This is a genomic window from Streptomyces pyxinicus, from assembly GCF_024753135.1.
Taxonomy (GTDB): domain Bacteria; phylum Actinomycetota; class Actinomycetes; order Streptomycetales; family Streptomycetaceae; genus Streptomyces; species Streptomyces pyxinicus.
The window spans coordinates 34,953-60,049 of sequence record NZ_JANUGP010000033.1 but is presented as its reverse complement, the minus strand read 5'-3'; the positions used below and the strand labels follow the sequence as shown (position 1 = coordinate 60,049).

25 protein-coding genes are annotated in these 25,097 nt (G+C 74.4%); 13 read left to right on the top strand and 12 right to left on the bottom strand.

Annotated features, from left to right (window positions below; genetic code table 11):
• Positions 1-20: 20 nt before the first annotated feature.
• Together NX794_RS30815 and NX794_RS30810 are read right to left on the bottom strand one after the other, a co-directional pair.
• Positions 21-1,814 (bottom strand): ABC transporter ATP-binding protein, encoded by a 1,794-nt coding sequence (locus tag NX794_RS30815; protein WP_258782786.1) that lies wholly within the window; start codon positions 1,812-1,814, stop codon positions 21-23.
• Between the two features lie 127 nt (positions 1,815-1,941).
• Entirely contained in the window at positions 1,942-3,630 is a 1,689-nt protein-coding gene (locus NX794_RS30810) for an ABC transporter ATP-binding protein (protein WP_258782785.1), read from the bottom strand.
• Positions 3,631-3,747: 117 nt separating this feature from the next.
• Here NX794_RS30810 and NX794_RS30805 point away from each other — a divergent pair, with 117 nt between their 5' ends.
• The 8 genes from NX794_RS30805 to NX794_RS30770 all read left to right on the top strand — a co-directional run bounded on the left by NX794_RS30805 (position 3,748) and on the right by NX794_RS30770 (position 12,998).
• Positions 3,748-4,503, top strand: a complete 756-nt coding sequence (locus NX794_RS30805) for an AraC family transcriptional regulator (protein ID WP_258782784.1) — start codon at positions 3,748-3,750, stop codon at positions 4,501-4,503.
• Between the two features lie 164 nt (positions 4,504-4,667).
• Positions 4,668-5,738, top strand: coding sequence for a FecCD family ABC transporter permease (locus NX794_RS30800; protein ID WP_258782783.1), 1,071 nt, complete (start codon positions 4,668-4,670; stop codon positions 5,736-5,738).
• The gene (locus NX794_RS30795) at positions 5,735-6,823 is read left to right on the top strand and encodes a FecCD family ABC transporter permease (RefSeq protein WP_258782782.1); all 1,089 of its coding nucleotides are present in this window, start codon (positions 5,735-5,737) and stop codon (positions 6,821-6,823) included. The genes NX794_RS30800 and NX794_RS30795 overlap by 4 nt, the downstream gene beginning before the upstream one ends.
• A 109-nt stretch (positions 6,824-6,932) precedes the next feature.
• Positions 6,933-7,964 (top strand): ABC transporter substrate-binding protein, encoded by a 1,032-nt coding sequence (locus tag NX794_RS30790; protein WP_258782781.1) that lies wholly within the window; start codon positions 6,933-6,935, stop codon positions 7,962-7,964.
• A 53-nt stretch (positions 7,965-8,017) separates the two neighbouring features.
• Positions 8,018-9,010, top strand: a complete 993-nt coding sequence (locus tag NX794_RS30785; RefSeq protein ID WP_258782780.1) for an ABC transporter substrate-binding protein — start codon at positions 8,018-8,020, stop codon at positions 9,008-9,010.
• Between the two features lie 52 nt (positions 9,011-9,062).
• Positions 9,063-9,923, top strand: a complete 861-nt coding sequence (locus NX794_RS30780; RefSeq protein WP_258782778.1) for an ABC transporter ATP-binding protein — start codon at positions 9,063-9,065, stop codon at positions 9,921-9,923.
• Positions 9,920-10,918: an ABC transporter substrate-binding protein gene (locus tag NX794_RS30775; protein WP_258782777.1), complete on the top strand. Its 999-nt coding sequence runs from the start codon at positions 9,920-9,922 to the stop codon at positions 10,916-10,918. The genes NX794_RS30780 and NX794_RS30775 overlap by 4 nt, the downstream gene beginning before the upstream one ends.
• 4 nt (positions 10,919-10,922) lie before the next feature.
• Positions 10,923-12,998 (top strand): iron ABC transporter permease, encoded by a 2,076-nt coding sequence (locus tag NX794_RS30770; RefSeq protein WP_258782776.1) that lies wholly within the window; start codon positions 10,923-10,925, stop codon positions 12,996-12,998.
• Positions 12,999-13,017: 19 nt separating this feature from the next.
• Here NX794_RS30770 and NX794_RS30765 read toward each other — a convergent pair whose 3' ends face one another.
• Complete coding sequence (locus tag NX794_RS30765; RefSeq protein WP_258782775.1) at positions 13,018-13,689, bottom strand: isochorismatase family protein; 672 nt, start codon at positions 13,687-13,689, stop codon at positions 13,018-13,020.
• Positions 13,690-13,706: 17 nt separating this feature from the next.
• Entirely contained in the window at positions 13,707-14,411 is a 705-nt protein-coding gene (locus tag NX794_RS30760; RefSeq protein WP_258782774.1) for a DUF2470 domain-containing protein, read from the bottom strand.
• Between the two features lie 147 nt (positions 14,412-14,558).
• On the opposite strand from NX794_RS30760, the gene NX794_RS30755 reads away from it, so the two are divergent.
• Both NX794_RS30755 and NX794_RS30750 read left to right on the top strand, forming a co-directional pair.
• On the top strand, positions 14,559-14,951 hold the full coding sequence (locus NX794_RS30755; protein ID WP_258782768.1) for a VOC family protein: 393 nt from the start codon (positions 14,559-14,561) through the stop codon (positions 14,949-14,951).
• Between the two features lie 78 nt (positions 14,952-15,029).
• Complete coding sequence (locus NX794_RS30750) at positions 15,030-15,422, top strand: hypothetical protein (RefSeq protein ID WP_258782766.1); 393 nt, start codon at positions 15,030-15,032, stop codon at positions 15,420-15,422.
• 22 nt (positions 15,423-15,444) lie between these two features.
• Here the strand turns inward: NX794_RS30750 and NX794_RS30745 are convergent, their stop codons facing one another.
• From NX794_RS30745 to NX794_RS30725, 5 genes are all read right to left on the bottom strand, one after another.
• Positions 15,445-17,151: a RecQ family ATP-dependent DNA helicase gene (locus NX794_RS30745; protein ID WP_258782764.1), complete on the bottom strand. Its 1,707-nt coding sequence runs from the start codon at positions 17,149-17,151 to the stop codon at positions 15,445-15,447.
• Positions 17,152-17,266: 115 nt separating this feature from the next.
• Entirely contained in the window at positions 17,267-17,686 is a 420-nt protein-coding gene (locus tag NX794_RS30740) for a CBS domain-containing protein (RefSeq protein WP_258782762.1), read from the bottom strand.
• Between the two features lie 80 nt (positions 17,687-17,766).
• Complete coding sequence (locus NX794_RS30735) at positions 17,767-18,105, bottom strand: DUF3140 domain-containing protein (RefSeq protein WP_258782760.1); 339 nt, start codon at positions 18,103-18,105, stop codon at positions 17,767-17,769.
• Between the two features lie 119 nt (positions 18,106-18,224).
• Positions 18,225-18,740, bottom strand: a complete 516-nt coding sequence (locus NX794_RS30730; protein WP_258782759.1) for an SRPBCC family protein — start codon at positions 18,738-18,740, stop codon at positions 18,225-18,227.
• A gap of 88 nt (positions 18,741-18,828) precedes the next feature.
• Positions 18,829-19,137 carry a hypothetical protein gene (locus tag NX794_RS30725; protein ID WP_258782757.1) on the bottom strand — a complete coding sequence of 103 codons (309 nt, stop codon included), beginning with the start codon at positions 19,135-19,137 and terminating at the stop codon, positions 18,829-18,831.
• A gap of 108 nt (positions 19,138-19,245) precedes the next feature.
• On the opposite strand from NX794_RS30725, the gene NX794_RS30720 reads away from it, so the two are divergent.
• The gene (locus tag NX794_RS30720) at positions 19,246-19,467 is read left to right on the top strand and encodes a DUF3072 domain-containing protein (protein ID WP_258782755.1); all 222 of its coding nucleotides are present in this window, start codon (positions 19,246-19,248) and stop codon (positions 19,465-19,467) included.
• Between the two features lie 70 nt (positions 19,468-19,537).
• Here NX794_RS30720 and NX794_RS30715 read toward each other — a convergent pair whose 3' ends face one another.
• Entirely contained in the window at positions 19,538-20,545 is a 1,008-nt protein-coding gene (locus NX794_RS30715) for a zinc-binding alcohol dehydrogenase family protein (RefSeq protein ID WP_258782799.1), read from the bottom strand.
• Positions 20,546-20,714: 169 nt separating this feature from the next.
• On the opposite strand from NX794_RS30715, the gene NX794_RS30710 reads away from it, so the two are divergent.
• On the top strand, positions 20,715-21,365 hold the full coding sequence (locus tag NX794_RS30710; protein WP_258782749.1) for a CatB-related O-acetyltransferase: 651 nt from the start codon (positions 20,715-20,717) through the stop codon (positions 21,363-21,365).
• 39 nt (positions 21,366-21,404) lie between these two features.
• Here NX794_RS30710 and NX794_RS30705 read toward each other — a convergent pair whose 3' ends face one another.
• Entirely contained in the window at positions 21,405-21,911 is a 507-nt protein-coding gene (locus NX794_RS30705; protein WP_258782747.1) for a MarR family winged helix-turn-helix transcriptional regulator, read from the bottom strand.
• A 127-nt stretch (positions 21,912-22,038) separates the two neighbouring features.
• Between NX794_RS30705 and NX794_RS30700 the strand changes: the two genes are divergently transcribed.
• Positions 22,039-23,262 carry an FAD-dependent monooxygenase gene (locus NX794_RS30700; RefSeq protein WP_258782745.1) on the top strand — a complete coding sequence of 408 codons (1,224 nt, stop codon included), beginning with the start codon at positions 22,039-22,041 and terminating at the stop codon, positions 23,260-23,262.
• Between the two features lie 74 nt (positions 23,263-23,336).
• On the opposite strand, the gene NX794_RS30695 is transcribed toward NX794_RS30700, so the two are convergent.
• Positions 23,337-24,743 carry a short-chain fatty acyl-CoA regulator family protein gene (locus NX794_RS30695; RefSeq protein ID WP_258782743.1) on the bottom strand — a complete coding sequence of 469 codons (1,407 nt, stop codon included), beginning with the start codon at positions 24,741-24,743 and terminating at the stop codon, positions 23,337-23,339.
• Between the last annotated feature and the right edge of the window lie 354 nt (positions 24,744-25,097).

The window sequence follows — 25,097 nt, the reverse complement described above, 5'->3', positions numbered from 1 at the left end:
GGCAGCAACTTAGCCTTACCTTACCCGCGGTGGTGGGTCCGGTCGCCGCCGCGCGTCCAGGACTCCCACAGGCGGGCGTACACGCCGCCGGCCGCCCGCAGTTCGTCGGGGTGCCCGCGCTCGACCACGCGGCCGTCCGCCATCACCACGACGACGTCGGCCGTGGCCGCCTGGGAGAGCCGGTGCGCCACGACGACCGCGGTGCGGCCCTCGGTCAGCGCGAGGGCGGCCCGGTCGAGGGTCCGGGCGGTGTCGCTGCCGGCCTCGGCCGTCGCCTCGTCCAGCACCACCACCTCCGGGTCGAGCAACAGGACCCGCGCGAGCGCGAGTTGCTGCACCTGACGTGCCGTCAGCCGGGTGCCGCCCCGGCCGACGACCGTGTCGGCGCCCTCGGGCAGCGCGGCCACCCAGTCGGCGGCGCCGACGGCGGCGAGGGCGGCCTCGACGTCCGGCGCCGATGCCGCACGGCCGGCGAGCCGGAGGTTGTCCGCCACCGTGCCGGGGAAGAGGTGGTGCTCCTGGGTGACCAGCACGATCCGCCGGGCGGACTCCCCGCTCCGCTGGGCGAGTTGGTCGGTGGGGACGCCGTCCAGCGTGACCCCGCCGGCGTACGGTGTCCGGGTTCCGGCGATCAGGCTCGCCAGCGTCGACTTGCCCGAGCCGGTCGTGCCGACCACCGCAAGACGCTGCCCGGGGGCGATGTCGAGGCCGATCCCGCGCAGGACGTCCGGCCCGTGGTCGCCGTAGCGGTGGCGGAGGTCGCGCACGACGATCCCCTCCCCCGGCCGCACGGCGCCTGGTGCCGAACTCCGTTCCTTATCAGGCCCGTTCAGGGTGAGACCGGCGATCCGGGCGAGCGCGGCGGTCGCCTGCTGCACGCTGTCGAAGGTGCCGAGCAGGGTGTTGACCGGGTCGAAGAGCCCGACGAAGAACAGGGCGGCCGTGGTCGCGGCGCCGATGTCGGCGTGCCCCGAGCGCACCAGCGCCCAGGCCACCAGGAGGATCGCGCTCAGCCCGGTGAACTCGGCGATGTTCAGGCGGCCGTAGAAGCGGGTCGCGGCCCGGGTGGCGCCGAACTCGTACGCCATCGCCTCCGCCGAGGTCTGCGCCACCTCGGCCTGCCGGCCCGGTGCGAGGCGCAGGGCGCGCAGGGTGGGCAGGGCGGTGAAGGCGCCGAGCAGTGCGGAGGCACGGCGGCCGTCGGCACTCCGGCCGGCCGCGTACAGGGGCCGGGAGGTGCGCAGGTACCAGCGCAGGGTGTGCGCCTGGAGGGGTACGGCGATCAGTCCGGCGAGGGCGAACCGCCAGTCCAGGGCGGCCAGTCCGGCGAGGGTGACGAGGATCGTCAGCGCCGCCGCGGCGAAGTCGCCGACCGCGCCGGAGGCGGCCTCCGAGACGCGCTCGGCGTCGCCGGAGACACGGGACACCAGGTCGCCGGTGCCGCCCGCTTCCACGGTGTCCACCGGCAGGGCCAGGGCAGCGGCGAGGGCGTCCTCGCGGAGCCGGCCCGTCACGGTCAGGACGGCCCGCGCGAGCAGCACGGTGGCGGCCCAGCCGGTCAGCGCCCCCGCCACCGCGGCGACGGTCAGCAACAGCACGGGTCCGGTCAGCGCCCCCGCACCGCGGTGGTCGGCGACCGCCTGGGTGATCCGGCCGATCGCCAGCGGGCCCGCGAGCGTGAGCGCGCTGTCGAGGACGAGCATGGCGAGCGCCGCCCACAGCGCCGGCCGTTCACCGCGCAGGGCGGCCCGCAGACGGGCGCGGGTCTGGCGGGCGGTGGCCACGGGGAGCAGGGTCGCGGTGGGGGCCGTCATCGGGTGACCGTTCGGTTCGGGGAGGGCAGGGCGAGGAGCGGTCCGGGGCCGGTCGGCGCGGCCGGGCCCGAGTGGTCGCGAGCAGTACGGTGGCGGCCCAGCCGGTCGGCGCCCCCTGTCGCGGCCGTCATCGGGTCGCCGTCCGGGCGGTGGCGGGCACGTGGACGACGTGGTCGCAGCGGGCGAGCCAGGCGGGGCTGTCGGTGAGGACGAGGGTGGTGCGGTGGGAGCGGAGCTGTCGTACGCGTTCGGCGATGGCGTCCTCGGTGACCGCGTCCACCGCGGTGGTGGGGTCGTGCAGGACCAGGACCGGTGGGCGGGCGGCCAGCGCGCGTCCCAGTGCGACGCGTTGGCGCTGGCCGCCGGAGAGGATCTCGCCGCGGTCGCCGACCGGGGTGTCGGCTCCGTGCGGTACGGCGCGTACGACCTCGTCGGCGAAGGACGCCCGGGTGGCCTCGGCCACGGCGGCGGGGTCGTCGGTGAGGGCGCCCAGGTTGTCGGCGACGGTGCCCGGCAGCAGCACCGGTTCGTGATGGCCGACCAGGACGGCGGACCGGAGCCGGTCGAGCGGCAGGTCCCGCAGATCGGTGCCGTCGAGCAGGATGCGCCCGCCCTCGGGGTCCTCCTCGCGGGCCAGCAGCAGCGCCACGGCGTCGGCGACGGCCGGGTCCGCGCACACGAGCGCGGTCATGCGCCCGGCGGGCAGGGACCAGTCGGCGCGGACGCCGCCCGGCAGCGGCACGGCACGGAACTCCAGGGCGCCGGGTCCGTGCTCGCCGGCGGGGGTGTGGGACCGCTCCGGTACGGCGGGCGGGGTGCTCAGCACGTCGTGGACGCGGGCCGCCGACGCGAGGGCGCGGACGTAGCGGGCGTGGGCGGCGGAGAGGACCCGCATCGGGCCGATGACGAACTGCGCGAGGCCCAGCACCGCGATGAGCCGGCCGAGGCCGAGCCGGCCGTCCAGGGCGAGGGTGCCGCCGATCGCGGCGACGGCGGTCAGATAGAGCCCGGTGAGCAGCACGCCCACCGAGACCAGCGCGCCCTCGGCGGAGACGGCCCGGCGTGCCGCGCGCACGGCATCCCGGCTGACCCGCGCGTAGTCGGCGGCGACGGCCCGCTCGGCGCCGACGCCCTTGACGACCCGCAGCCCCCGGACCAGTTCCTCGGCGAGTGCGGTGGCCCGCGCCTGCTGGGCCTGTTCGGCGCCGCTGGTGCGGCGCAGGACGTGCGAGAGGCGGTTCTGCGCGAGCAGCACCCCGGCGGTGCCGAGCACCACGAGCGCGCCGAGTTCGAGGGAGGTGCGCAGCAGCAGGGCGGTGGAGCCGAGCAGGACGACGACGGCGGCCACCGTGGTGGCGAGGGTGCCGGCGAAGGCGCCCACCCGCTCCGCGTCCCCGGAAGCGCGGCTGAGCAGGTCGCCCGGCGCGGGCCGGACCCCGCCGGCCGGGCGCAGCACCCGTGCCGTCAGCGCCATGCGTATCCGGTGCTCGGTGTGCTGCCGGGCGCGTACGGCGGCACGGGCGCCGAAGCGGTAGGACAGGGAGAGCAACAGGAAGTCCGCCGCCAGCAGGGCGAGCGGGCCGAGCGGCGGACCGGACGCGCCGGGCCGTACGACCGCGCCGACCGTGGCGCCGACGATGACCGGGACCAGCGCCTCGCCGAGCTGGTGGGTGCTGAACAGGGCGGAGGCCAGCGCCAGATCGCGGCGCCGGTCACCGAGGGACCGCCACAGCAGCGCGCGCGGGGTGGCGGCCGGGGCCGGTTCGGGGGCGGGGGGCGTGGAGCGGGCCGGCGGGGCGAGTGGGGGTGCGGTCACCCCCACTACGTTAGGGTCGCCTTACTTTTGACGTAAACGCAGCAGGGCGCCACCGTATGTCGTGCATCGGCCATGGACGACGGGCCGGGGCGCGGAGGCAGGGGCAGGGACGCCGTCATGGCACACGCGAACACCATCGATCTCGAACGGTTCGAGATGGCACGGGGGCAGACCTTCCGGCACCACGTGCACGCCGAGCACCAGCTCGCCTGGGCCAGCACCGGTGTGGTGATGGTCGACATCCGGGACCGCTGCTGGGTGCTGCCGCCGCATCTGGCGCTGTGGATCCCGGGCGGTGTCCGGCATGCCACGGGAGCGCTGCGGGAGTCGGTGCTCCAGGGCGTCTATCTGGACCCGGACACCTGCCCGCTGGCCTGGCCCGGGCCGACCGTGCTCGCCGTCTCGCCACTCGCCCGCCACCTCATCGCCTACCTGGCCGGGGACCTGGCGCCCGGAGTGCGCGGGCACGCCGAGGCGGTGCTGCTCGCGGTGCTGCGGCTGGCGGTCGGGGCCGTGTTCGAACTGCCGCTGCCGTCCGACGCGCGGGCCCGGGAGGTGGCCGCGCTGCTGCTGGACGACCCGGCGGACCAGCGCGGACTGGCCGAGCTGGCGCGGGCCGTGGGGTCCAGCACCCGTACGCTGCTGCGGCTCTTCCTCGCCGAGACGGACATGACGTTCACTCAGTGGCGCACCCACGCCCGGCTCCAGGCCGCCCTCGTGTACCTGGCCGAGGGGGAGCCGGTGGGCCGGGTGGCCGAGCGCGTGGGCTATGCCACACCCAGTGCCTTCGTGGCCGCGTTCCGCCGGGTGACCGGGGCCACGCCCGCCGCGTACGCCGCCCGGACGCGGGATGAAGCGGGCGAAACCCCTTGAAACCGGGTCCGGTACGGGATGGCGGATCGGCGACATGAGCTGGCGTCCGGCCGCCTTGTCGTGCCTGCGGCGGGGTCTATAGCGTGATTAGGCAAGGCTAAGCTAATCCCCCGCCGGTTCCTGGTATCGGCAGGTTTGTCACAGGCATGTCGCCGAGGAGCACGATGGGCACCACCACGATCAGCGCCACCGATGGGGTGCCGCAGACCGGGCACACCGGCCGAAGACGGCGCACGGACGTGGCCGCCGCGCGGCTGTCCGGGCTGCTCCTCGCGTGCGCGCTGCTGGTCCTGGTGGCCGTGCTGAGCGTGGCCGTCGGCGCCAAGGCCATCCCGCCCGGCGAGGTGCTGCGCGCGCTGGTCCACGGCCGGGACTCGGTGGACGACTCGGTCGTCCTGGACCTGCGGCTGCCCCGGACGCTGCTCGGCGTCGTGGTCGGTGCCGCGCTCGGCCTCGCGGGTGTCCTGATGCAGGCGCTGACCCGCAACCCGCTCGCCGATCCCGGCATCCTCGGCGTCAACATGGGCGCCTCGGCCGCCGTGGTCGTCGCGATCGCCCTGTGGCGCAGCACCGACCCCTCCTTCTGCGTGTGGTTCGCCTTCGCGGGCGCGGGGCTCGCCGCCGCGGCGGTGCAGCTGCTCGGCTCGCGCGGCCGGTCCGGTCCCGGGCCGGTGCGGCTGGCGCTCGCGGGCACGGCGGTGAGCGCCGTGCTCAGCGCGCTGATCTCGGTCGTCACCCTGCTCCGCCCGGACGTGTTCGACCAGTTCCGGTTCTGGGGGGTGGGCTCGCTGGCCGGGCAGCCGATGTCCGTGGTCACCGAGGTGCTGCCGTTCCTCGGCGCCGGCGCCCTGCTCGCCCTCGGTCTGTCCGGCTCGCTCAACGCCCTCGCGCTCGGCGACGAGACGGCCCGCGCGCTCGGCACCGGTGTCCGCCGCACCCGGGTCCTCGGGATGCTCGCGGTCACCCTGCTGTGCGGGGCGGCGACGGCGGCGGTCGGCCCGATCACGTTCGTCGGCCTGGCCGTGCCCCACCTGGCCCGGGCGCTCACCGGGCCCGGCCACCGCTGGCTGCTGCCGTACTCGATGGTGTTCGGCGCGACCCTGCTCCTCGGGTCCGACATCCTCGGCCGGGTCGTCGCGCCACCCGGCGAGATCCAGGCCGGGATCGTGACGGCCTTCGCCGGCGCGCCCGTCTTCATCGCCCTCGTCCGTCGCCGCAGGATCGCCGAGCTGTGAACGCCCCGACCACCCTCTCCCCCCTCTCTGCGCCCGAAACGGCCCTGCGCGGCCGGGTGCTGCGCCTGTACGGCGGCCGGGTGTCGCTGCGCTGGCGGCCCCGCACGGTGCTGGTGTGCCTGGCCCTGACCGCCGGGTGCCTCGTGGTCGGCGCCCTCGGCCTCACCACCGGCGCCTACCGCGTACCGCTGCCCGCCGTGCTGGCCTGCCTCACCGGCCACGGCACCGGCGCCGACTCCTTCATCGTGACGAGTCTGCGGCTGCCGCGTCTGGTGTGCGCCCTGCTGGCCGGCGGCGCGCTCGGGATGAGCGGCGCGGTGTTCCAGAGCATGTCCCGCAATCCGCTGGGCAGTCCGGACATCGTCGGCTTCACCAGCGGTGCGGCGAGCGGTGCCGTGGTGGAGATCGTGCTCTTCCACGGGGGGCCGTACGCCACCGCCGCCGGGTCCCTCGCGGGCGGCCTGGTCACGGCCCTGGCCGTCGGCCTGCTGGCGGCGGGGCGCGGTGCGGCCGTCGGCTACCGGGTCGTGCTGGTCGGGATCGGCGTCAGCGCGATGCTCACCTCCCTCACCGCCTACCTGCTGACCCGGGCCAGCCTGTACGAGGCGCAGGACGCGCAGATCTGGCTGATCGGCAGTCTCAACTCGGCGAGCTGGGCGGTCGTCACGCCCCTGGCCGCCGCCCTGGCCGTGCTGGTGCCCGCGACCGTGCTCGCCGCCCGTGCCCTCGACTGGCTGGAGCTGGGCGAGGACACCGCCCGCGGGCTCGGGGTGCCGGTGGGCCGCGCCCGGCTCGTACTGGCGGTCTGCGCCACGGGGCTCGCGGCCGTCACGACCGCCGCGGTCGGCCCGATCACCTTCGTCGCCCTGGCCGCCCCGCACCTGTGCCGCCCCCTGGTCCGCTCCTCCGGCGCGCTGCTCGTGCCCGCCGGTGTGATGGGCGCGCTGCTGCTGGCGGCGAGCGACTTCGCCGCCCAACGGGTACTGCCCGGCACGGAGTTGCCGGTCGGCGCGCTGACCGGCGTGCTCGGCGGCCTCTACCTGTGCCGGCTGCTCGTGGCCCGGCGGCGGGCGGCCCGGGCGTGAACGCTTCCCCGCGCGCGTCCGGGGGCCTGTTACCCCGGTCCCCTCACTGAAGCCTCCCTCACCGGCCGCTGCAGCGGCCGCACCCTCATCACCTCCCAAGGACACACCCATGCCCAGCGCGACCCTCGAACGACGCCGAGAGATCCTTCCCCTGTCCGCCGTCCGCCCGACCCGGCGCGGACTGCTCGCCGGCGGTCTCGGCGCCGCCGCCCTGTTCGGCCTGTCCGCGTGCGGGTCCGACGACTCGTCCTCGTCCGGCGGTTCCGGCGGCGAGGCGTGGAGCTTCACCGACGACCGGGGCCGTACCGTACGGCTGTCCCGGCGGCCGAAGCGGATCGCGTTCCTCACCGACACCGTGGGCGCCTCGCTGTGGGCCGCCGGTCTGCACCCGGTCGCCGCCACCGACTCCGGGCAGGGCATCGTCAAGGCCGTCGGCCCGGACTGGTCCGGGGTCGCGAAGATCTACTCCGCCGACAAGGGCGTACGGCTCGAAGCGCTCGCCCAGGCCCGCCCGGACCTGCTGATCGACGCCGTACAGCCCGACGGCACCCTCCAGGTCGCCTCCCAGCTCCCGGAGGTCTCCAAGATCGCGCCCGTGGTCGGTCTGAGCACCTACCGGTCGATCGAGAGAATCGCCGGCACCGCCGACCGGCTCACCCGCTCCCTCGGCGGCCGGCTCACCGACTCCGCCGCCAAGGAGCGTTACCAGCAGGCCGGCAGCCGGCTGCGTAAGGCCGTCGCCGCCAACCGGGACCTCAGGGTCGGGTTCGTCTTCGGCATCGACAAGAACACCATCGGCGTGATGAACCCCGACACCTGGGCCGTGCTGAAGACGGTGAGCGCGCTGGGCATGCGCCTGCTGCCGGTGCCCGGCGGCAAGGACAACACGTACAGCCAGGCGGTCAGCTGGGAGAACGTGCCGTCCCTCCCGGCCGACCTGCTGGTGTGGGCGGTGTCCGACCCGCTGCCGGACAACCCGCTGTGGAAGCGCGCGCCCGCCGTCCGGGCCGGCCAGCTCTGGAAGCCCGAACTGGCCTCCTGGTACGCCTACAGCTGGGAGAACTTCACCGTCCTGCTCGACGGCCTGGCCACGCACGTGCACTCCGCCCGCGCCGGCGTCGGACCGCGCTCCGCCTCCTGAAGCCCGCCACCGGCCGGGACCCGAAGCCCCGGCCCCGCACCCCTGGATCCCCGATGAAGTCCGCACCCTCTCCCACCCCGCGCACCCGCCTGGCGCGCCCGGCCGCGGCCGCCACCGCGCTCGCGTGCGCGTTCGCCGTGACCGCCTGCGGTTCGTCCGCGCCGTCGGCCACGGACACCGGCGGCGGGGCCGCGACCCGTACGGTCGCCACGGCGCACGGCAAGGTGACCGTGCCCGCCCGCCCGCTGCGGATCGTCTCCGTGCACTCCTGGTCCACCGAGTCGCTGCTCGACCTGGGCGTCAAGCCCGTCGGCGTGGAGAACAGCGGCGCCACCTACGTGCCGTCGCGCTACCTCAAGCGCTGGAAGGCCGCGGCGAAGGTGACGAACGGCGCCGACATCGACTACGAGCGGATCGCCGCGCTCAAGCCGGACCTGATCGTCGGCGTCGACGTGCCCTACCTGTCCAAGGCGTACCGGAAGCTGTCGGCGATCGCGCCGACCGCGTTCGCGTCCTTCGACGAGAGCGCCTCCTGGACCGCGTACCCGGACGCCACGGCCCGGTTCGTGAACCGCACGGCGCAGCTCACGCGGCTGAAGAAGACGTACACCGACCGGATCGCCGCGGTGCGCGAGGCCGACGGCGCGAAACTGTCGGGCAGCAGCTGGGACGTGGTACAGGGCGGCTTCGACAGCGGCAACTACTGGATCTACGGCTCCACCTCGCCGGTCGGGGACATCCTCGCCAGGCTGGGCGCCCGGTTCGCCTCCGCCACCGCCTCGGTCGGCAAGGGCCGGACGCGGTCGGTGTCGTACGAGCGGGCGGACCTGCTGAAGGACGCCGACTACGTCGTCTACTACACGAACAACGACGGCTCCCCGGCCAACGACATCCAGAAGCTGTTCGCCCTGCGCGCGTTCAAGGAGCTGCCGGCCGCGAAGCGGGGCCGTGTGGTCGGTACCGCCGACTTCCTGCCCGGTTCGTACAGCGACGCCCTGGGGGTCGTGGACAGCGTCGAGAAGGCGCTCGGAGGGCAGTCCGGCTGACGAAGGGGACCCACTGGTTCCGGCCAACTTTAGGTTAGGCTAGCCTTACCGCGTGCGAGTTGGTGAAGAGACCTCCCCGGCCCGGTCGTCCCGTGGCCATGAGCTGTCGGCCACGGGTGTCACCGTGGCCTACGACGGCGTCGACGTCGTCCACGACGCGGCCCTGACCCTCAGGCCCGGCGAGGTGACCGTGTTGGTGGGGCCGAACGGAAGCGGCAAGTCGACGCTGCTGCGCACCCTCGCGCGGCTCCAGCGGCCCCGGACGGCCGCGCTGGTGGTCGACGGCGACACCGACGGCCTCGCGCTGACCCCGCGTGAGTTCTCCCGCCGGGTCGCCCTGCTGACCCAGGGCCGCCCCACCCCCAGCGGGCTCACGGTGCGGGACGTGGTCGAGTTCGGCCGCTACCCGTACCGGGGCCGCTGGGGCCGGGCGGATCCGGACGGCCGGGCCGCCGTGGACCGCGCGCTCGCCCTGACCGGCGTCGCCGAGCTGGCGGAGCGGGGCGCCGAACACCTCTCCGGCGGGCAGTTGCAGCGGGTGTGGCTCGCCGGCTGCCTCGCCCAGGAGACCGGCGTCCTGCTCCTCGACGAGCCGACCACCTATCTCGACCTGCGCTATCAGGTCGAACTCCTCGACCTGGTCCGCGATCTGGCGGACGACCACGGAATCGCCGTCGGCGCCGTCCTGCACGACCTCGACCAGGCCGCTGCCGTGGCCGACCGGGTCGCGCTGCTGCACCGGGGACGGATCGTCGCCGCCGGACGGCCCGAGGACGTCCTGCTGCCCGAGCGGCTGACCGAGGTCTACGGCATCCGGATCGAGGTCGACACCGACCCCCTCACCGGCCGGCTGCGCACCCGCGCGATCGGCCGCCATCACACGCGAACCGAAAGGCTCGGCACCACCTCATGAAGCACCCCGTCAGACGTCTCCTGCTCACCACGACGGCCGCCGGCGCGGCGGCGCTGGTCCTGACCGCCTGCGGCACGACCGAGCCCGCCGCCGACTCCGGCGCGAAGGGCGGCAAGAGCGCGGGGCCCGTCACCGTCACCGACGCCACCGGCGCGAAGGTCAAGCTCGACGCCCCGGCCGAGAAGGTGGTCGGCACCGAGTGGAACGTCGTGGAGAGCCTGATATCCCTGGGCGTGAACCCCACCGGCGTCGCCGACGTCAAGGGCTACAAGGACTGGGACAGCGCGGTCCCGCTCAAGAACGACCCGAAGGACATCGGCACCCGGGGCGAGCCGAGCATGGACACCATCGCCTCGCTCTCCCCGGACCTGATCGTCGCCACCACGGACCTGTCCGCGTCGGCGGTCAAGCAACTCCGCAAGATCGCACCGGTGCTGGAGGTGCGTTCCGCGAACGCCGCCGACCCGATCGGGCAGATGACGAAGAACCTGGACCTCATCGCCCGGGCCACCGGCACCACGAAGCGCGCCGCCGAGCTGGAGAAGCAGTTCGACGCCAAGCTCGCCGACGGGAGGAAGAAGCTCGCCGACGCCGGTCTCGCCGGCGCCGAGTACGCCTTCGCGGACGGCTACGTCGCCTCCAACCAGGTCTCCCTGCGCCCGTACACCAGCGGTTCGCTGATCGGCGCGGTCAACGAGAAGCTCGGCCTGAAGAACGCCTGGAAGGTCAAGGGCGACAAGGACTACGGCCTCGCCACCACCGACGTCGAGGGCCTGACCAAGCTCGGGGACGTGCAGTTCGCCTACATCGGCAACGACCAGGACAAGACCTCCAACCCGTTCACGGGCGTGCTGGCCAAGGACGCGGTGTGGACGTCCCTGCCGTTCGTGAAGAAGGGGAACGTGCACCGGCTGCCCGACGGCGTCTGGATGTTCGGCGGCCCCGGGTCGATGGGCGAGTACGTCGACTCCGTCGTCACCGCGCTGACCAAGTGAGACCATGACCGTCACCGCTTCCGCTCCCCCCGCTCCCACCACCCGCCCGTCGGCGGCCCCCTCCCGGCGGGGTGCCGGCGCGGTGACGGTCGGCCTCGTCCTGCTGGTCGTCGTCCTGGCCCTGGTGGACATCACCCAGGGCACCGCCGCGGTGGGCGCCCCCGCGATCCTCAAGGCCCTCACCGGGCGCGCCGATCCGGGCGACGCCTCCGTGGTCGTCGCCTCCCGGCTGCCGCGCATGGTGGCGGGCGTGCTCGTCGGGGTCGTCCTCGGCGCGGCGGGCTCCGCCCTGCAGTCCGTCAGCCGCAACGTGCTCGCCGCACCGGACACCCTCGCGGTGAACGCGGGAGCGTATCTGGCCCTCGGGCTGGTCGCCGTCACCGGCGTCTCCCTGCCGCTCATCGCCTCCTCGGGCGTGGCGTTCGCGGGCGGACTCGCGGCGGCGGCCGTGGTGCTCGGGCTGTCCGGGCTCGGTACCGGCACCGTGCGCCTGGTGCTCGCCGGCAGTGCGCTCACCCTCGGTCTGAGCGCCGTCACCGAGGGGCTGTTGCTGCTGTTCCCGCAGCAGACCGAGGGGCTGTACCAGTGGAACCAGGGCGGCATCGCGCAGCAGGGGTTCGGCGGGGTGCTCCAGATGCTGCCGGTCTGCGCGGCCGGTCTCGCCGGGCTGCTGCTCGTCGCCCGCCGGGTCGACGCGCTGGCGCTCGGCGAGGACGCCGCCCGGGGGCTCGGTGTGCGGGTGCGGGCCACCCGGGTGACGGTGGTGGTGTGCGCGGCCCTGCTGTCCACCACCGCCGTCACGCTCGCCGGCCCGATCGGCTTCGTCGGCCTGTGCGCCCCCGCGCTGGTCCGGCCGTTGGCGCGCCGGTTCCGGGCGCTGTCCCGGAGCCGGACGAGTGTGCCGGTGGCGGGGCTCACCGGTGCCGTGCTGGTGCTCGGTTCGGATGTGCTGCTGCGTGCCGTCGTACCGGCGGACCGGGCCGTCGCGGTGCCGACCGGTGTGGTGACCAGTCTGGTCGGTGCCGTGTTCCTGGTGGCGATGGCCGCCCGGGTGCGGGGTGCCGCGGAGGCCGCCGCGCCCGACCGGCTGCGCATCCGCAGCCGTGCCGTCTTCCTGACGACCACGGCCGTGCTGGTGGCCGCGCTCATCGGCGTGACGATCGCCGCCGTCCTGCTCGGTGACAGCAAGCTGCTGCTGGGCGACGTGGTGAACTGGGCCGGGGGGCGGGCCGGACGGGCCGTCACCTTCGTGCTCGACACCCGGGTGCCGCGGGTGCTGGCGGCGCTGCTCGCCGGCGGGGCCCTGGCGTTGTCCGGCACCCTCGTCCAGGCCGTCACCCGCAACCCGCTGGCGGAGCCCGGCATCCTCGGGGTCTCCGGCGGTGCGGCGCTCGGTGCGGTGCTGCTGGTGACGACGGTACCGGTGGCCGGGTCGTGGGGCGTGGCCGGTGCCGCGTTCGCGGGCGCCGCGGTGGCCGCGGTGCTGGTGTTCGGGCTCGCGGCCCGGGAGGGCTTCCGCCAGGAGCGGCTGGTCCTGGTCGGGTTCGGGGTGGCGACCGGGGCGAGCGCGCTGATCGGCCTGCTCGTCATCCTCACCGACCCGTTCAACGCGACGAAGGCGCTGACCTGGCTGTCGGGTTCCACCTACGGCCGGACGCTGCCCGACGTGGTGCCGCTCGCCGCGGTGCTGGCCCTGGGCCTGGTCATGGCCGTGCTCCGCCGCGCGGAACTCGACCTGGTGTCGCTGGACGAGGACACCCCGAGGCTGCTGGGGCTCGATCCGGCGCGTGGGCGGCTGGGGTTCCTCGCGCTGAGCGTGCTGCTCAGCGCCACCGCCGTCGCCGCCGCGGGCACCATCGGCTTCGTCGGCCTGGTCGCCCCGCACGCGGCACGGGCCCTGGTGGGCCGCCGGCATGTGCGGGTCGTCCCGGTGGCGGTGCTGCTCGGCGCCGTGCTGGTGTGCGCGGCCGACCTGCTGGGCCGGACCGTGATCGCACCGGCCCAGCTCGGCGCCGGGCTCATGACGGCCGTGATCGGGACGCCGTACTTCCTGTACCTGCTGGTCCGCACGCGGCGTTAGCCATGGCCGCGTGCCCTGTTCACACCGCTACGGCGGCCGCGGACCGGCCGCGGAAGGCGTCCGCCGCGGAGTCGGTGACGGTGACCATGGAGCAGGTGGCGGCCAGCCAGTCGACGGCCATGGCGTGGGCGTCGGCCGTACGGTCGGCGACGGCGTCCGCGACCACGACGGGTTGCAGGTCCTGCATCCAGGCGTCGGCGGCGGTCAGCAGGACGTCCGTGCGCGCCGCCGCGCCGACGACCACCAGCTGGTCCCGTCCGAGTTCCGTCAGGCGCGAACGCAGCCGGGTGCCGGCGAAGGCGTTGTACCGCTTGGCCGTGAGGACGGTGTCGCCGGGCTGCGGCTGGAGCACCTCCGCGAACGCGCGCGCGTCGCCGTCGGCCAAGGGCCCTGGCGGGGCGGCCATCAGGGTGGCGGGGCCCGGTCGGTCCGTACCGTCCAGCCGTTGCCCCGGCGCCCGCGTCACATACAGGACGGGGATGTCCGACGCTCGGGCGCAGTGGACCAGCCGGCCGATGTTGGCGAGGAGTTCGCCGACCGGCGCGGTCTCCCTGAGGGTCCGCAGGACATGTTTCTGCATGTGCTGCACCAGGAGAGCCGAGCGGTGCGGGTTGATCTTCCAGGTGGTACCGCCGTCCGGTACCGATGCCGCGTCGGGCATGCGGTACGGGACGGCGCTTGACGACGTCATGGTCTCGGCCTTTCGGCTCAGGCCGGCAGGTGGCGGGTGTGGGAGAGCCTGCGCGAGGCTGCCAGCAGGGCGTGGATCTGGGGACCGACATGGTCGATGTCGCGCACCGGGGTCCGGAACGGGATGCGGACGTCGCGGTGGGTGCTCCGGTACTCCAGGCGCAGGGTGAGGCCGTACCGGTCGACGGCCACCGGGACGACCCGCCGCACGCCGGCCTCGGGACGCGGGCTGACGAGCCGCAGGAGCCGGGGCACGAGATCGGCGTGGTCGTCGACGAGGTGGGTGAGCATGCTCGCCTCGCTGGTCGCCAGCGGGTCCAGTTCGGTCGCCTCCAGTTCGGGGAGGGTCACGAACGCGCGCCCGTCGGCGTCCTCCAGGACTGCCTGCCCGAACTCCATGCAGGTGCTCTCGCCGGAGTCGGCGTCGTAGGGGGCGCCCAGTACGCCGGTCAGGGTGACGCGGGCCCGCAGCCGGTCGCGTACCGGCGTGGGGGCGATGTCGGTGAGTTCCAGCCGGACCGGCACCCGCGTGCCCGACGGGGTGCCGGTGCCCTCGTAGGGGGCGTGCAGGTGGAAGTGCCCCATGGCACCGAGTCCGTCCAGCCGGCGGACCTCGTGGTGGCGTCCGTCGCTGATGACCGTCATCGAGTGGGCGGCGGCCAGGATCGAACGGACGCGCTCAGCGGCTGTCGGCGCACTGGCATGGCTGAGGGAATGACGCATCCGGGCCCTCCAGGACCTGAAGAAACTTAGGTTTGCCTAACCTAACCTATTCGAACCCTCCGCGGCCAGCGAAACGCACCCGCCCGCCCGTGACTTGACGAACGGGCGGATACTGGCGGCACAGCGCCGAGCGGAGGAGATCGCCTCGTGAGAATCCACCTGACCAGCGTCTTCGTCGACGACCAGGACCGGGCCGAGCGCTTCTCCACGGACGTGCTCGGCTTCGTGAAGAAGCACGACGTACCGGTCGGCGGGACGGACCGGTGGCTGACGGTCGTCTCGCCCGAGGAGCCCGAGGGCGCCGAACTCCTGCTGGAGCCGGCCGGCCACCCGGCCGCCCGGACGTACCGTGACGCACTGGTCCGGGACGGCATCCCGCTCGCGCAGTTCGCCGTCGAGGACGTGCGGGCGGAGTACGAGCGGCTGCGCGGCCTCGGCGTCCGCTTCACCCAGGAGCCGCTGGAGACGGGTCCGGTCACCACCGCCGTCCTCGACGACACCTGCGGCAACCTGATCCAGCTCGCGACCCGGCCGCGCTGACGGATTCGGGGCGGGTGCCGGGGGAACTCGGCGCGCGACGAGGACAGGAGCGGTCGGCGACGGGTGGAGGTGTCGGCGGTGCGTACCGGAAGACTGCGGGCCATCGGTGCGGTGACGTTCGTCTACGGGATCGCGACGGCGTGCCGTCCGGGGCTGCTCGCCCGTCCCTCGGGGCTGGTCGAGCGGCACGGCGGCGTCGCGCCGCACACCGCGATGGTCCTGCGCCCGATGGCGTGGCGCGACGCGGCGAGCGGACTGGCGATGGTCGTCGCCCCCGACGGGCCGGCCCTGGCCACGGCCTCCGCCCTGCGCATCGCGTCGGACGTGGGCGACGCCCTGCTGCTCGGCCGGACGCTCTCCGGCCGGGTCCGCCGTACGGGGGCGGTCGCCAGCGCCCTGGGCTGGGCCGCCCTGACGGCCGTGAACCTGCTGGGCAGGCCGGACACCGCGAGGTACCGCGCAGGGCACTGAGCCGTCGGAGCGGGGCCGGGCGTCAGGCCGGCTGTTCGTCGCCCGGCGGGCCCACCACCGTCAGCAGGTTCTCGCGGTCGGCCAGCGCCTCCAGGGACAGTGTGTGATACCCGGCGTGATCGAACAGTACGGTGATCCGGTCCTGGTCCTCGCTCAGCACGGTGCCGTCGCCCCACCGCTCGTGCCGCACCTGACTGCCCACGGCGTAGGCCGCCGCGTCCGGATGCGCGGGCCGCTCCCCGGCCGTGTCCTCGGCGCCTTCCTCCTCGCACCGGTCGCAGTTGCCGCAGGGTGCCGGGTACTCCTCGCCGAAGTAGCCGAGGAGGAACCGGCGCCGGCAGCCGGACGTCTCGGCGAACGCCCGCGCCATGTCGACCCGGGTCCGCTCCGTCCGGCGGTGCGCCTCCTTGGCCTCGACGGCCCGCTCGGTGGCCCGGTGGGCGGACACTCCGGGGACCGGGAAAACCTCGCCCCGCTCCCCCACGGTGACGGCCTCGGCCTCCTGGAGGAGGTTCACCGCGGCGGTGACCCGGTTCCGGGACAGGCCGGCCCGGCGGCGCAGGTCCGCCAGGTCGGCGGGGTCGTCCCGGTGGCCGTGGACGGCTTCGGCCACCTCCGCCAGGGTGTCGCGGCTCGGAGCGCGCCCGGCGAAGAAGCTCTGCATCCCGGTGTCCTGCGGCCGGTAGTGCAGCACGGCGAGAGCGGGACGCCCGTCCCGGCCGCAGCGGCCGACCTCCTGGTAGTAGGCGTCCAGGGAACCGGGGAGGGCGGCGTGCACGACGAACCGTACGTCCTCCTTGTCGATTCCCATGCCGAAGGCGGAGGTCGCGACCACGACGTCCGCCGCGCCGGAGAGGAAGGCGTCGTGGATCCGCGAGCGCTCGGCGGCGCGCAGCCCGGCGTGGTAGCTCTCGGCGGCCAGCCCCAGGGCGGCCAGTTCCCGCGCGTAGTACTCGCTGTCCTTGCGCGTCGCGGCGTAGACGATGCCCGGCTTGGGCTCGGCCGCGGCCCGCTCGACGACGGTCCGGCGCCGGTCCTCGTCGTCCACGAAGTGGCGGACCTCCAGCCGGATGTTCGGCCGGTCGAAGCCGGTCACCAGCACCCGTGGCTCCCGCATGCCGAGCCGCTCGGCGATCTCGCGGCGCACCGGCGGTGCGGCGGTCGCGGTCAGCGCCAGCACGGGGGGCCGGCCCAGCCGCCGTACCGCCTGTTCCAGGCGCAGGTAGTCGGGGCGGAAGTCGTGCCCCCAGGAGGACACGCACTGCGCCTCGTCCACGACGAACAGGGCGGGACACGTTCCGGCCAGTCGCTCCACCACCTCGTCCTTGGCCAGTTGCTCCGGCGACAGGTACACCAGCCGGGCCTCGCCCCGGCCCACCGCCTGCCACGCGGCCTCCGTCTCCGCAGCGCCGAGATCGGAGTTGACGGCCACGGCGCCCGGCGCCCCGGCGTCGTCCGGCAGCCCCGCTATCTGGTCCCGCTGGAGGGCGAGCAGCGGGGACACCACGACCACCGGCCCGGACAGCAGTACGGCCGGCACCTGGTAGACGGCCGACTTGCCGGACCCGGTCGGCATGACGACGAGCGTGTCCTCGCCCTCCAGCACCCACTCCATCGCCGTGAGCTGTTCCGGCGACAGGGCGTCCCAGCCGAACACCTCCGCCGCCGCCTCGCGCAGGCGCCGGGCCCGGTCGTGTCCTGTGTGCCTGTGCCGCCCGTCGCGCCCCATCGTCCGCTCCTCGCCGCGTTCCCGACCTTCCCGGACGGATGCGCAGGCACCGCCCGTGGTGCGTCCGGTACCCGCGCCGCCGCGCACGATGCGGTGACGGGCCGTGTGCAGGCCGCTAGGTGTTGGGCCTGGCCACGCTGATGTCGCCCAGGGCCGTGCCCTCGCCGCGTTCGATCGCCATGTCGCCCAGGGAGAGGATGCCCACGGGCCGGTCGCCCTCGACGACCGGGAGGCGGCGGACGGCGTGCTCGCGCATCAGGCCGAGGGCCCGGTCCAGGTCGTCGTCCGGGCCGACGGTGATCAGTTCCTCGCTGCCCGCCTGGGCCACGGTCGTCTGTTCCGGGTCCCCGCCCTCGGCGAACACGCGGACCACCAGGTCGCGGTCGCTCACCAGGCACCGCAGGTGACCGTGGTCCGTCACCAGGACGGCGCCGACGTCCTCGTCCCGCATCAGCCGCGCCGCGGCGGCTGCCGACGCCTGCGGTTCGACGGTGACGAGGTCGCTGGTCATGACATCACGCACATGCTGAGTCATGGGAGAAGTCCCTTCCGGCTGTGCAACGGTCTCTGCCGGTGTCCGGGTACCCCTTTCGCGGCGGCCTCCCGGCCTCGTCGTCAGTCACCGGCCAGCGGATCATGGCCCCAGTTCATGAGGGAGTACCGCCATCGGGTGTCGCGCACGTCCCCGTCCGGGCGCTGGGCCAGATGGCGGCGGACGTAGCCGACGACCTTGCGCATGTGCCGGTAGTCGTCGTCCGAGAGGTCGCCCTTCCTAGCCCGCAGGATCTCGGTGATCCGGCGCCCGGACGCGTGCCCGGTGGACTCGCCCCCGCCCTGGTGCTGACCGGCGCCGCGCGACTCGTCGGTGTCCAGCCACGTGTCCAGCTGAGCCGGTGTCATGTTCACCAGCTCGCGGAACTCGTCCCAGGTCTCTTTCCGCTCGGTGTCGTCCATACCGCCTCGCTTCCCGTCCCGGCCCCCTCCGGTCCCGCGCGGGCGGCGGGCCGCGCCTCCATCGTGCGGGCGGGCCGCCCGCCGCGCAGCTTCACGCCTGCCGGCTCCGGGTACGACGCTCAGACCGCGGCGTCCGCCTCGCGCTCCAGTTCCCGCTTGAGGTTGCGCAGGGTGGCGCGGATGTTCCTCGCCTGGAAGTCGGCGAAGGTGCGGCCCGCGGTGACGATCCGGTCGAAGACCTGGGCGGCGGGGGCCGGCCACGAGCGCCGGTCGTCGGTCCAGGTCTCGGTCACCCGGGTGCCGTCGCCCTCCGGTTCGAAGCGGTACTCCCAGGTGGCGATGGGCCCCCGTAGCCGCGGCCGGTCGACGCCGATGGCGTGCACCCGGAAGGCGAAGTACCGGCCCGGTTCCGCCGCCGTGACGGTGCACCGGGTCACCCAGCGGAAGCGCCCGCGTTTGTTGCGCCCGACGAACGTGGTGCCCGGCGAGACCGGTCCCGTCGGCGAGTCGTCCGTCGTCCCGAGGTTCTCCGGACTCCACCGGCCCATGTCACCGGGGCGGCTCACCGCCCGGTAGGCGTGTTCGGGCGGGACACCGATGACGATGCTGTCGCTCACGGTGAACAGTCGGGGCATGCTGCCGCCTCCCGGTCGGGGGCCAAAGGACGTCCTACTGGCGAGTAGCAATCATGGCACGCCGAGGAGGCATGACAGTGCTCCCGGTTCAGATGTGGTGACCGTGGGCCGCGAGCCACCGGTGCAGGCTCTCCTTGTCGGCCGGCGTGATGCGGGCGGGACCGTCGACCCGGGGCCCTTCCTCGTCGTTGAAACCGGTGTCGGTGACGCGCGCCGTCACCCAGGTGGCCAGGTCCTGCGCGGCGTCCTCGGACAGGGCGCCGCTCTCCCAGCCCTCCCGGGCGCGCTCGGCGGCGCCGGGGTCGTGCCGCTCCATCTCCTCCAGCCAGACCGGAAGCAGCCGGGTGACGACCTCCCGGTCGTTTCGTGGGGAATTACGAGATTCGTGTACTGCCATGCCGGGCCGGGTTCCCCACCGGCTCCGCACGACACGGCACCGGCACGGCCGCATCACCGCGTGCCGCGTCGGCCGCGTCGAAGCGGCGGTCGTGGGTAGCCGTGAGCCATGAGCGAAGCGAACCCGAGCAAGGACGTGCGTGACTGGGCGACCGGCGACGAGCCGGCGACCGGTCCGCAGCTGAGTTACCTGCGCACCCTGGCACGCGAAGCGGGCGAAGAGGTCCCCGAGAGCCTCACGAAGGCCGACGCCTCCCGGATGATCGACCGCCTCCAGCAGGCGTCCCCGCGTACGTCCGGGACGCCGGGACCGGAGAGCGGGGACCGGTAGGCCCCCGTCCCTCCCCCTTCCGGGAGGCGTACGCCGCACCAAGCCAGCGAGGTCGTCGTGGCCGGCCGGGTCAGTCCGGGTCGGTCACGAGGACCGCCGCCCCGTCGAAGCGGCCGGCCTTGAGGTCCCGCAGGGCCCGGGGCGCCTCGGTGAGCGGATAGGGATGCGTGGTCGCCCGTACCCCGTAGCGGGCCGCCAGGGTGAGGAACTCCCGTCCGTCCGCACGGGTGTTGGCGGTGACGCTGCGCAGTTCCTTCTCGTAGAACAGGTCGGTCTCGTAGCGCAGCGGAGGTACGTCGCTGCGGTGGATGCCCGCGAGCGCCAGCACCCCGCCCCGGTCGAGGGCGCGCAGCGCCACCGGGACCAGGTCGCCGGCCGGGGCGAACAGGATCGCGGCGTCCAGCGGCTCCGGCGGCGGCTCGCGCAGGTCGACCGCGGAGGCCGCGCCCAGCCGGCGGGCGAGTTCCCGGGCGGCCGGCTCCCGGGTGACGACGTGCACGGTCGCGCCCTCGGCGAGGGCCACCTGCGCGCACAGGTGGGCGCTGCCCCCGAAGCCGTACAGGCCGAGCCGGCCGCCCGCCGGCAGTCCGGTGCGGCGCAGTGCCCGGAACCCGATGATCCCGGCACAGAGCAGGGGTGCCGCCGCCACGTCGGGCACGGCGTCGGGCAGCCGGTAGGCGTAGCCGGCCGGGACGGTGGTGTACTCGGCGTAGCCGCCGTCGGCGTCCCAGCCGGTGTAGCGCGAGCGCGGGCAGAGGTTCTCGGCGCCCCGGGCGCAGTAGGCGCACACCCCGTCGGTCCGGCGCAGCCACGCCACGCCCACGCGGTCACCCACCGAAAAGCCGTCCGCACCGGGGCCGGCCGCCGCGACCTCGCCGGCCACCTCGTGCCCGGGGGTCACCCCGGCCCGGCGTACCGGCAGGTCGCCCTCGGTGACGTGCAGATCGGTGCGGCACACTCCGCAGGCCCGTACCCGGACCAGCAGTTCGTCCGGTCCGGGCACCGGAACCGGCCGCTCCACGAGGCGCAGCGGGTCCCCTTCGACCGGCCCGGGCCGCACCACGGACCAGGCCCGCATCATCGGTGTCGTCATCGCCTCCGCCCCTTCCGACGGCAGCGGTCGTCCTCTTCTCCCAGTATTTCGGGGGCCGGCCGGGACGGCACACCGCGCGGGAGTCCCGGATCGGCGCGGCGGTGCCGCGATCATGGGGGGACACGGATCCATCACCGATTGAGGAACACCCCGCATGCCTGTGCCCGCCGACCCCACCGTCCTCCGTCCGATGCCCGGGCAGCCCCGGGTGGTGCTGCTCAAGCCCCTTGTGCGGTCTCCGCTGATCGAGGTCGGGGAGTTCTCCTGTTACGACGACCCGGACGACCCGACCGCCTTCGAGACGCGTAACGTGCTCTACCACCGCGGGCCGGAGAAGCTGGTCATCGGCAGGTTCTGCGCGCTGGGCACCGGGACGCGGTTCATCATGAACGGCGCCAACCACCGGATGGACGGCCCCTCGACGTTCCCCTTCCCCGTGATGGGCGGCTCCTGGTCCGAGCACTTCGACCTGCTGACGGGCCTGCCGGGGCGCGGGGACACGGTCGTCGGCCACGACGTCTGGATCGGCAACGGCGCGACGGTGATGCCCGGGGTGCGGATCGGCCACGGCGCGATCGTCGCCACCGGCGCCGTGGTCACCTGCGACGTGCCCGACTACGGGATCGTGGGCGGCAATCCGGCGCGGCTGATCCGCACCCGGTACGACGACGGGGACATCGCCCGGCTGCTGGCGGTGGCGTGGTGGGACTGGCCGGTGGAGCACATCACCGAGCACGTGCGCACGATCATGTCGGGCAGCATCGCCGAGTTGGAGGCCGCCGCTCCCCAACTCGCGCCCGCCTGACGCCTGTAGCGGGGCCCCGGGGCCCCGCCGGTCCGGTGTTCAGTCCTCGTCCTCCAGCCGGGCCAGCCGGGCCGTCACGTCGTCGGCGAGGCGGGTCAGGAGGCGGGCGAGGTCGTCGCGGTCCTGCGGGGGCCAGTCGGCGAGCGCGTCTGCGAACCAGCCGAGGATGGAGGTCACGTACCGGTCGGCCGCCTCCCGGCCGGCCTCGGTGGGTTCGATGAGGCTGGCGCGGCGGTCGTGCGGGTCCGCGACGCGCCGTACCAGGCCGCGCTTCTCCAGGGCCTGGACCTGACGGGTGATGTGGGGGCCGACGACCTGCATGCGCTCGGCGATCTCGCCGATCCGCAGCGGCCCGTCGGCCGTGCGCACGGACACCAGGACGCCGATCGCGGGCCGGTCGAGGGCGAGTCCGGCCGCCTCGACGGCACGCTCGACGAGGCGGCCCTTGCTGAAGGCGGCGCTGAGCTGGGTGATCCGGGGCAGCACGGTGAGCAGTTCGGAGTGGGGAGTCTCCGGTCCGGACGCCCCGGGGGACTCGGGGGTCATGGCACCTCCATTTACATACCTGAGTTAGTTATCTATATTGGTGGGGACGGTTCGCGTCGGCCACCGCCGCGCGGCCTCTGCAAGGATACCTAAGGTAGGCATCTTCCATCGAAAGGATGGATCCACCATGTCCCGCACCTTCCGTCCCGCTCGCCGCGTCCTGATCTCCGGGGCGAGCATCGCCGGCCCCGCGCTCGCCCACTGGCTCGACCGCTACGGCTTCGAGGTCACCGTCGTGGAGAAGGCCGCGACCGTGCGCGGCGGCGGCTACGCCATCGACATACGCGGCACCGCCCGCGAGGCCGTCGACCGCATGGGCCTGCTGCCGCGGCTGCGGGCCGCGCACGTCGACACCCAGCGTGTCACGTTCCTCGACGCGGCCGGTGAGACGGTCGGCTCGCTGGCGCCCGAGCAGATGACCGGCGGCACGGCCGGCCTCGACCTGGAGGTCCGGCGCGGCGACCTGGCCGACGCGCTGTACACCCCGCTGCGCGACCGGGTCGAGTTCCTCTTCGGGGACTCCATCGCCACCCTGGACGACGACGGCGACGCCGTGCACGTCGCGTTCGACAGCGGCGCCCGCCGCACCTTCGACCTCGTCATCGGGGCGGACGGACTTCACTCGAACACGCGGCGCCTGGTGTTCGGACCCGAGGAGCCCTTCCACCACTACCTCGGGCACGTCTTCGCGGGCTTCACCCTGCCGAACGAATTCGGCCTGGGGCACGAGGCCGTGATCTGGAACGAGCCGGGCCGCAGCGCGGCGCTGTACGCCCACGAGCCGTCCGAGCGGGTGCACGGCTTCCTCACCTTCACCCGCGAGACGCCGCCCTTCGAGGCGTTCCGCGACCCGGGGGCGCAGCGCGACCTGGTGACGGCCCGCTTCCCGGAGCGGGTGTGGCACCTGCCGCGCCTGGTGGCGGCGATGCGGGAGGCCGACGACCTGTTCTTCGACATCGTCAGCCAGATCCACCTGCCCAAGTGGTCACACGGCCGGGTGGCCCTGGCCGGTGACGCCGCGCACGCCACCTCGTTCCTGTCCGGGCAGGGGTCGAGCGTCGCGCTGGTGGGCGCCTACGTCCTGGCCGGCGAGCTGGCCACGCACGCCGGCCACGAGGAGGCCTTCGCCGCGTACGAGCGCCGGATGCGGCCCTTCGCCGAGCGCAACCAGGCGCTGGCCACCAGCGGCGGCACCGTGGTCACACCGACCACCCGCGAGCAACTGGAGGCCCGCAACGCGGTGTTGCGGGAGCCTGGCGCCCAGGCGCGGGCCCTGGTGACGGCCGGCGCGGAGGAGGGGCGTACGGCGCACTCCGGGCTGGTGCTGCCCGACTACGGCGCGGCCGGCTGACCGGCGTCGGCCCCGGGACGGCTCCCACGCGCTCCCCGTCGGGCGCCCGCCGCACCCCGCGTCGGGCGCCCGCCTCAGGCCGGTTCGTCGGCCATCGGGTACGGCGCGAAGGTGCCGGTGTTCTGGTCGATCCGCAGCGGGCGCCCGAGCGGTGGTGCCGCGCGCTGGGGGCAGGCGGGGCGGTCGCAGACGCGGCAGCCCATGCCGATGGGGGTGGCGGCGGTGGGGCTGGCGAGGTCGAGCCCGTCGGAGTAGACGAGGCGGTGGGCGTGCCGCACCTCGCAGCCGAGGCCGACGGCGTAGGTCTTGCCGGGTTCGCCCCAGCCGCCGCGGTGCCGGATGACGGCGCGGGCGGTCCACAAGTAGCGTTCGCGGTCGGGCATTTCGGCGAGCTGGACGTGGATGCGGCCGGGGGCGGCGAACGCCTCGTAGACGTTCCACAGCGGGCAGGTGCCGCCGGCCCGCGAGAAGTGGAACCCGGTCGCCGACTGTCGCTTGGACAGGTTGCCCGCCCGGTCCACCCGGACGAAGGAGAAGGGAACTCCGCGCAGCCGGGGGCGTTGCAGCGTGCTCAGCCGGTGGCAGACGGTCTCGTAGCCCAGTCCGTAGCGGTCGGTGAGACGCTCGATGTCGTAGCGCGCCTCCTCGGCCGCCGTGTGGAAGGCCCGGTACGGCAGGATCAGCGCCGCCGCGAAGTAGTTGGCGATGCCGATGCGGGCCAGGGTGTGGGCGGGCGAGCCGGGGGCGAAGTCCTCGGCGGCCAACCGGTCGAGTTCGGCGCCGTGTTCGAGCAGCGCGAGCTGGGTGGCGGCGCGGAACGCGCGCTGGCCGGGCCGCAGCCGGCCGGACAGGTGCAGGGTGCGGGTCACCGCGTCGTAGTGGTGCAGGTGGTCGCCGGCGTCGTCGGACAGCCGGACGCCGTGCCGGTCGGCGAGGCGGCCGGCCAGGGCCCGGACGACCTCGCCGGGGCGGATGCCGGCCTCCTCGGCGAGGCCTTCGGCGGCGAGGTCGGTGTCGTGCAGGTAGTTCCGGCGGCGGTAGAAGAAGTCCCGGACCTCCTCGTGGGGCGAGCGGGGCTGTGCGGGGTCGGCGCCGCGGCCCTCCGCGGCCCCGGCGAGGCGTTCGGCCAGTGCCTGGTTGCGCCGGCCGAGGTCGACGAGGACCCGGGCGACGGCGGGCAGCCGGCCGGCGAGGTCCGCGAGGTCGGCGGCGGAGACCCGGGCCTCGGCGAGTTCCCCGGCAAGGGCCTCGCGCAGGTCCGCGAGCAGCCGGGTGGTGTCCCGCTCGGAGAAGAAGGCCGGGTCCACGCCGAACGCCTCGGTCAGCCGTCGCAGCACCGGCACGGTCAGCGGCCGGGAGTCGTGCTCCATCTGGTTCAGGTAGCTCGGCGAGATGGCGAGCACCCGGGCCAGTTCCGCCTGGCTCATCCGCCGTTCCTCGCGCAGCCCGCGCAGCCGTGCCCCCGCATACGTCTTGCCCACGCGCGCCCCTCCGTGTCCGCGTCCGGACAGCGTACGCGAGCACGGCGTCGGCGCACCCTTCGCAGACTTGGCAGACGGCGGGCGCAAGATGCGCAGAACTTGGCAACACTCCACGGTTGATGGCACTCAGTGCCAATGTCACAGTCGTCCTACGGCCCGCCGGCCACCCGGCGGCCGACTTCCGCACCCGGGCCACGACTCACGCCCTGACGTCGTACGACCCCGGGACGGTGGAGGCCGCGCACGGCAGCGTTGCTCACCTCCGTCCCACCGGATGACGGCGGGCCGTACCCAGCTCTACGACACACAGTGCCACCCCCGTTCCACCCGGACGGGGACATTGGCAGCCGCCAC